We start from the raw sequence: 6242 nt of genomic DNA, 5'->3' as shown, positions 1-6242 counted from the left end.
CGCCGACATCCCAATCTCCTTCGCCAACATCCGCCGTACCAAAGACTCTCTGAACTCATTCGAATACGCCATCTCCTCCCGCCTTCCACCCCCAACAAGGTTTCAATCAGCAGAGGCGACAACTATCCTGACAGCGGGGGGTTGCGATGGGTATATCAATTCGTCCGGCAAGCTGTTCCAGTGCTACGGAGCGTTGAATGGCGATGAGGGTAAGGTCGACTACCTCGTAAAAAAGATGGGGGACGATTTCGAGAAGGCGAAGCTCAAGCTCAGCGCCATCATGAAAGAGTGGCAGCTAGTCCACAATCTCGTCGACGGCTTGCCAATAGAGGCTGTCGAAACACTAAAAGCACTTGCGAAAGCCAACCCGCAAATCAAGTTCGGATTCTTCGGTCTTGAGAGCTTCGAGAAGATTATCAGTGAGCTGCCCGAAGATGATGCTTCGGAACTTGTAGGCCCCACGGCGACTAATGGAGAGGACTTTCATGTCGCCGTCCTCGGCCATCTGGTCAATGAGATCATCGCCCAAACTTCTGCAAACACGATACCCAATTCACAGCCGATAGGACCCGTTCCAGTTGATAAGCTGAAAGCGAACGCGCTGCCGGAACATTGGAGGCAGCTCATCGCTGGTGGATGGCAAAACGCGCATATTGTTGGCTCCTACTTCGACCAGCATCCGAATCCGCTGATGGGTGAAACAGTCGCCGCGATGTTCAATGAGCGCTATCAGTACTTGCGGTCGCAGCAGCTTACTCCCGGCTTCATCATGGATAGTCTCTATGAATTCGTGACGGGGATAGGGGCGGTTCCAGCCGTTCGCCAAGTGGCGGCACAGGCGTTGCTTGCCTATCTTTTTGAAAGCTGCGACATCTTCGAAAATGTCACGGCTGGTGCAGAGGCATGATTCTTCCCGCAAAGCATTTGAAACATGATCGTGCGCTGCTGGGCATTGGCAGCCGTTTGCTCGCCCTCTTGGAAGATGGCTATACGGTGTCTGAACTTTGGGAGCGAGCACAGCAATCCCGTGGTGAGCACGACAATCCGATTTCGTTTGATTGGTTTGTCCTTAGCCTGACATTCCTTTTTGCGATCGGTGCAATCAATCTGACGTATGGCGTCCTCACATTGCGAGGTCAGCCGTGATCCTTAGTATCGAAAGCTCACTCCCCACCTTCAAGCCTGTGCAGTTCCACGAAGGCTTGAACATTCTTCTTTCCGACAGTAGACCAGAGGCCACGGAGGGACAGACGCGAAACAGCGCGGGAAAGACCAGTCTTGTGGAGATAATTCATTTCCTGCTTGGTGCTGACTGTGACAAGACCAGTGTCTTCCGAACAGCCGCACTGGTCGAGCACATGTTTTTCGGTGAGTTCAAATTTGGCGCTCACAAGATCCGGGTTGGCAGGAGCGGATCAGACCCGTCCAAAGTTTTCTTGTTCGACGGCTTACAGAACGAGACGGATCTTCCAATCCGTCCCGACCGGAAATCAGGACGGATGTTCTTATCCAATGAGAATTGGAAAATGATTCTTGGGCATCGTCTTTTCGGACTACCGAAAGATGATAGTGGGACGATATATGCGGAATCGTATACGCCGACGTTTCGTTCCATGATTTCATATTTTGCTCGACGCAGGGATGCTGGGGCTTTTCTTGGCCCGGAGCGGCAAGCCGAAAAGCAGAGCCGGTGGGACTGGCAAGAAAACCTGTCTTACCTTTTCGGTCTGGACTGGCGCATACCATATGACCTGCAGAAAGTGAGGCAACGTGAGGGCGTCCTTGAAGAATTAAAAAAGGCAGCCAAGCAGGGTGCGCTCGGGGCAGTTATTGGAACCGTCCCGGAACTACGATCAAGGTTCACGGTTGCGGAAAGTAAGGCGAAACAAAGGCGAGAACAGCTAGATGGATTTCGGGTTCTTGACTCTTACACTGAGTTGTCGACGCGGGCCGCAAGAGCGAAGACGCAGATGCAACAACTCAGCCGTGAAACTGTGAGCCTGCGAGAAACACTTAATCATCTTCAACAGTCCCTTGCTGCTGAGCAGCCACCCGATGTAGCACTTGTGCAGAAAATGTATGCGGCTGCGGGCGTTGAACTTCCGGGAGTTGCACTCAAGAGGCTCGATGAAGTTAAAGCCTTCCATGAATCGATCATCCGCAATCGCTCATCTCATTTGCTGAAGGAAATCACCGAAACGGAAGCGATGATTTCCGATAACGCGCGGAAAGTCGCAGTGCTCGACAACGAACGCCAAGATATTCTTCAGACGCTGAAGGATTGCGGCGCTCTCGAGGACTTTCTGACATTGCAACGGGAGTTGGCGGACCTTGAAGCAGACGCGGCACAACTTCGGGAAAGGTTCAAAGCCGCTGAGATACTTGAAGGCGAAAAAACGCAGCTAGAGTTGGATCGAAAGAACATTCATGTCCGTCTTCAAAATGATCATCGGGAAAGGAAGGCGCGTTTGGACGAAGCCATCTTGCTAGTGGCGGACATCATCGCGAAGCTCTACGACGACAGGGCGGGACGATTTGAAATTGCAGCTACGGAAAATGGACCGGAGTTCAAGATCTCGATCGAGGGAGATAGAGGAGGTGGCATTGCCAGCATGGAGATTTTTTGCCTTGATCTGACACTACTAAAGCTAACGTCAGCGCGGGCGGAACCTCCGGGGCCCGGCCCAGGATTTTTGCTGCATGACAGCCACTTGTTCGATGGTGTCGACGAGCGCCAGATCTCACGCGCTTTACAACTAGGGCTCTCAGCAGCCGACGGTAAGAAGCTCCAATACATCGTCACGATGAACTCTGACATCTTCGACCGTTTGCCGCTACCGAGAGATTTTGAGCGCGAAAAATTTGTGCTCCCGACCAGATTGTCAGATGAGACCGAAACCGGCGGACTGTTTGGCTTCCGGTTCGACTGAGTCGTTCCTGGGTGAAAAAGCAAAAGCTTGAAAACGAAGTCTGCGGAGGATCTTCGGTACCGGGATTAGGATATCCGGTGTATCGATCCTCAACGCCGATGGCGAGCCAGTAATTCGCTGAGGGAGGCGGGCTGCCTACCGGGAAAGCTGACCACCTTGCTGGGGATCTTCGGTACCGGATGTCGTCGAGGTTCAGGCGGATATACCGGATATCCTAATCCCGGTACCGAAAGGTCTGGATTCGGTCGTGACCTCATAGCCCAATGCCTTGACCTGAGCCGCAAGCGTTGCCGTGCGCTGCTCATGGAACGCCAGCTCCGGATTGCGGTGCAGGTCCATGTAGAGATTTTCCACCTCCGGATAGATCGCATCGACCTGCACCGCACCGAAACCCCCATCCGCACCGGGTGTTTGCGCGGATGCTCTGCATGCGAACAACGGTGTTGCGAGCAACAGGCTGAGAGCGATGCGGTTCATGATGGGTCCAGGTGTGTAAACGCCGAATCCGGCCGACCTTGTTGATCGGTTCTTGGCGTCGATGATACGCAGAACTGAAGCAGCGCTACGTCACGGCATCAAACGGCACTTCAACTGTCCGGAAACTCAAAAAAATACGACGGTGCGGCCCGGCACCCTGGACGAGTTGTGAGTGCGTTGGGGGATCGACTGGAGGCCGCGAGACCTTCGCCGCCTCTTCCGTCGTCGTCATCACTTTCTTTCGGCGGATTTCTTTTGTTGCATGAGCAACCTACGGCATACTCCAGCAATCAACTCTCGACGTTTTAGACGGAATCCGCCTAATTCATTATTCGAGATTCCGTCTAATTAACTGTTAGAGCGCACAAGAAGGAAAACACAAAGTGAATCTCCGTGACTTTATCTCCGAGACATTGACCCAGATCATCGGTGGTGTAACAGATGCCCAGAAGGCGGCAGTGGAGATGGGTGGAAAAGTTAGTCCGAAGCTATCTGGTTCAACCAATTATGCCTCTGATCATGGCTTTCTTTCTGCGCAAGGCGGTTCTGCTCAGGTCGTGCGTTTCGATGTTGCCCTTACAGTCAAAGAGGGAACCGGCACAAAGGGCGGAATAGGAATTGTGGCTGGAATCGTTTCGCTAGGAAGCACCGGTCAATCGAATGCGGAAAGCTCATCCGTCAGCCGGGTTCAATTCAGTGTGCCGGTCACATTGCCAAGTGCGCTCTAACAAGCGCATCAACTCCGCCCGCGTTGCGTGCCCGACCGCCCAAGCGCTACGCACTTGTGCGGCGGGTTATGCGCGGCGTTGAGGCTGTAGAAAAACCCCATGACAGAAATCGCTTCCCATATAAAGCGATTTGAAACGCGATCCCGACAGAGCCTCAGCCGTGTGGCTCAAAGATGTCGAACCTCGCCAAGAATCTCTCAGGCCGCGGCAGAAGATGAGTTGGAGATGTACCGAGGAAAACACGCCCACTTTCGCGACACCACGAAATGCGCATTTTTTCGGGTTTTTCTACAGTCTCGTTAGGCAATTCAGATGCGCGTCTACCACTTGCTATCAAGCCAGAATGCGCTCAGCGACATCTCCCTGAAGAGGCTTCGGATCTCACGCTATGGAGATCTGAACGACCCATTCGAACTATTTGCCGGCAATCTCGGAGATAAGAGATATAGACAAGCAGTGCGCTCTTGGAAAGACGAATTCAACAAGACCAAGGGCCTGATGTGCTTTTCTAAGAAGTGGGAGAACCCAGTGCTTTGGAGCCATTACGGCGCGAAGCACCGCGGGATTTGTTTGGGCTTCGATATCAACGATTCATTCGCAATACCAATCGAATACTCGGATCAACGGCTGCCGGTTGAATTTGAGAACGACGATCCATCGAAGGGAATCAAGGAAGACTATGTGAGGCGCCTTGTGTGCACGAAGTTTGAGCATTGGCGCTACGAAGATGAGGTTCGGCTAATCGTCGGGCTGGACGAGGGCACTGTGGAGGACGGATCGTACTTCTATCCATTCTCACAAGAGTTGGAATTGCGCGAGGTCGTTTTGGGGCCGCTCTGCCAGATTCCGATCGAGGCAGTCAGATCTCTCGTGGCTAGCATTTACCAAGGTGTTGTAGTCAGGAAGGCTCGCCTTGCCTTCAAATGGTTCACTGTAGTGCCAGACGAACGCTTCGAGAATGGTCGTAGCCGCGAAGATGCCTAACATGCCGCTGTGCCGCAGAATCAATATGACAACTGAAGTTCTCTTCTATACGCAGATAGCATCCCTTGTCACGTTCGTGCTTGTCGTGTTCGGGGTGTATCGCCTTCTCGTCCAGCAGAAGGACGCGTCTATTGAACTGCTCAAGCAGCGCCTCGAAGATCAATCGGAGCGGATTCGACTTCTGGAGCTCCAAACCCCGGATGCACTTGCAAGTTCGCTGTCGGAACGAGTTGAGATCCAGCTGGCGGAGATAGAGCGCCTTCGGCTCGATAGTAACCTCAATAGGACCGAGATTGATGGGAAGGAATCTGAACTCCGGGAAGTGCAGTCGAAGTTGGCCTCCCTGCTCTCGACAATCCGTGACTCTGATTTTCTGTGTCCGCACTGCGGCGCACCGCTTAGCCAGCGCTCTTCGTACGATATTCACGGTTACGTGGATGGACGAGACGTTGAGGCTACTGTGGAGCATCTTGAGTACGAGTGCGGCCTTGCAATCAATCACGAAGGCGAAGTTTCGCCATGTAGGCGTGTGAGCGGTGACGCTCCAGTGCCCATGCAGCCCAGCAATTCTTTGGAGTCGACGCGGTGAAACCGATGCGCTTTTCACTTGGGCTTTCCCGCCACGCGGCTCAAAGGCGACGTTGGGCCATAAAGCGGGAGTGACTATGCTGTATCGCGGTGTCGATGAACTAGCCGATCTGGCAAACAAGGGGCGTCTGCTGCCGAAAGGCAACGTGTTGGCCGTAGTCCCTCGCTATGACGGAAAGACTAGACACGACGGCAAGTTCACGTATGGCCCCTCGCAAAGTAATACGGCAAGGGCACAACATGTTGACTCTGGCTTATACGGAGGTTGCGGCATATCCACCACGCGATCTGAAGAACGGGCAGTCTTCTTCGCTACGGCTGGGTACATGCAAGACGGCTACGTTTACGTCATTGATGAATCGCGCCTTAGTACGGCAAGCATTAGCTTCCAAGAATTCGCCGATCCTCAATACCCTCATGAGCAGGAGGTAACGCTCATCGAGCAAACCGGCGGCGCAATACCCGATTCAGTAATCGTCGAAAAATACGCAGTGCAAACGGATGGGGTACGCAAATGAGAACCGTGCCCAACAAC

8 protein-coding genes are annotated in these 6242 nt (G+C 53.2%); 7 read left to right on the top strand and 1 reads right to left on the bottom strand.

All coding sequences use genetic code 11. From position 1 onward, the window contains the following. From VIZ63_RS18465 to VIZ63_RS18455, 3 genes are all read left to right on the top strand, one after another. On the top strand, positions 1-907 hold a 907-nt coding region (locus VIZ63_RS18465; RefSeq protein WP_331611183.1), incomplete at its 5' end, for an ABC-three component system protein. Next, complete coding sequence (locus VIZ63_RS18460; RefSeq protein WP_331611182.1) at positions 904-1146, top strand: ABC-three component system middle component 6; 243 nt, start codon at positions 904-906, stop codon at positions 1144-1146. The genes VIZ63_RS18465 and VIZ63_RS18460, both read left to right, overlap by 4 nt. Then, positions 1143-2930 (top strand): ABC-three component system protein, encoded by a 1788-nt coding sequence (locus VIZ63_RS18455; protein ID WP_331611181.1) that lies wholly within the window; start codon positions 1143-1145, stop codon positions 2928-2930. Before VIZ63_RS18460 ends, VIZ63_RS18455 begins: the two co-directional genes overlap by 4 nt. Before the next feature lie 192 nt (positions 2931-3122). Here the strand turns inward: VIZ63_RS18455 and VIZ63_RS18450 are convergent, their stop codons facing one another. Further along, positions 3123-3407, bottom strand: coding sequence for a hypothetical protein (locus VIZ63_RS18450; RefSeq protein WP_331611180.1), 285 nt, complete (start codon positions 3405-3407; stop codon positions 3123-3125). A gap of 383 nt (positions 3408-3790) precedes the next feature. Between VIZ63_RS18450 and VIZ63_RS18445 the strand changes: the two genes are divergently transcribed. From VIZ63_RS18445 to VIZ63_RS18430, 4 genes are all read left to right on the top strand, one after another. Beyond that, the gene (locus VIZ63_RS18445; protein ID WP_331611179.1) at positions 3791-4135 is read left to right on the top strand and encodes a hypothetical protein; all 345 of its coding nucleotides are present in this window, start codon (positions 3791-3793) and stop codon (positions 4133-4135) included. A 312-nt stretch (positions 4136-4447) separates the two neighbouring features. Further along, positions 4448-5119 carry a DUF2971 domain-containing protein gene (locus VIZ63_RS18440; protein WP_331611178.1) on the top strand — a complete coding sequence of 224 codons (672 nt, stop codon included), beginning with the start codon at positions 4448-4450 and terminating at the stop codon, positions 5117-5119. 25 nt (positions 5120-5144) lie between these two features. Beyond that, positions 5145-5708: a hypothetical protein gene (locus VIZ63_RS18435; protein WP_331611177.1), complete on the top strand. Its 564-nt coding sequence runs from the start codon at positions 5145-5147 to the stop codon at positions 5706-5708. A 76-nt stretch (positions 5709-5784) separates the two neighbouring features. Next, complete coding sequence (locus tag VIZ63_RS18430; RefSeq protein WP_331611176.1) at positions 5785-6225, top strand: hypothetical protein; 441 nt, start codon at positions 5785-5787, stop codon at positions 6223-6225. The last annotated feature ends 17 nt before the right edge of the window (positions 6226-6242 follow it).

This window comes from Povalibacter sp., assembly GCF_036520495.1.
In the GTDB taxonomy this organism is placed as follows: Bacteria; Pseudomonadota; Gammaproteobacteria; order Steroidobacterales; family Steroidobacteraceae; genus Steroidobacter.
Note: the sequence above shows the minus strand (reverse complement) of the source record. Positions and strands in the feature narration are given on the sequence as shown.

Excerpts from the sequence above, each read along its gene's own strand:
- VIZ63_RS18460 (WP_331611182.1), top strand. The coding sequence starts at position 904 with ATGATTCTTCCCGCAAAGCATTTGAAACATGATCGTGCGCTGCTGGGC.
- VIZ63_RS18450 (WP_331611180.1), bottom strand. The coding sequence starts at position 3,407 with ATGAACCGCATCGCTCTCAGCCTGTTGCTCGCAACACCGTTGTTCGCA.
- VIZ63_RS18440 (WP_331611178.1), top strand. The coding sequence starts at position 4,448 with ATGCGCGTCTACCACTTGCTATCAAGCCAGAATGCGCTCAGCGACATC.
- VIZ63_RS18435 (WP_331611177.1), top strand. The coding sequence starts at position 5,145 with ATGACAACTGAAGTTCTCTTCTATACGCAGATAGCATCCCTTGTCACG.
- VIZ63_RS18430 (WP_331611176.1), top strand. The coding sequence starts at position 5,785 with ATGCTGTATCGCGGTGTCGATGAACTAGCCGATCTGGCAAACAAGGGG.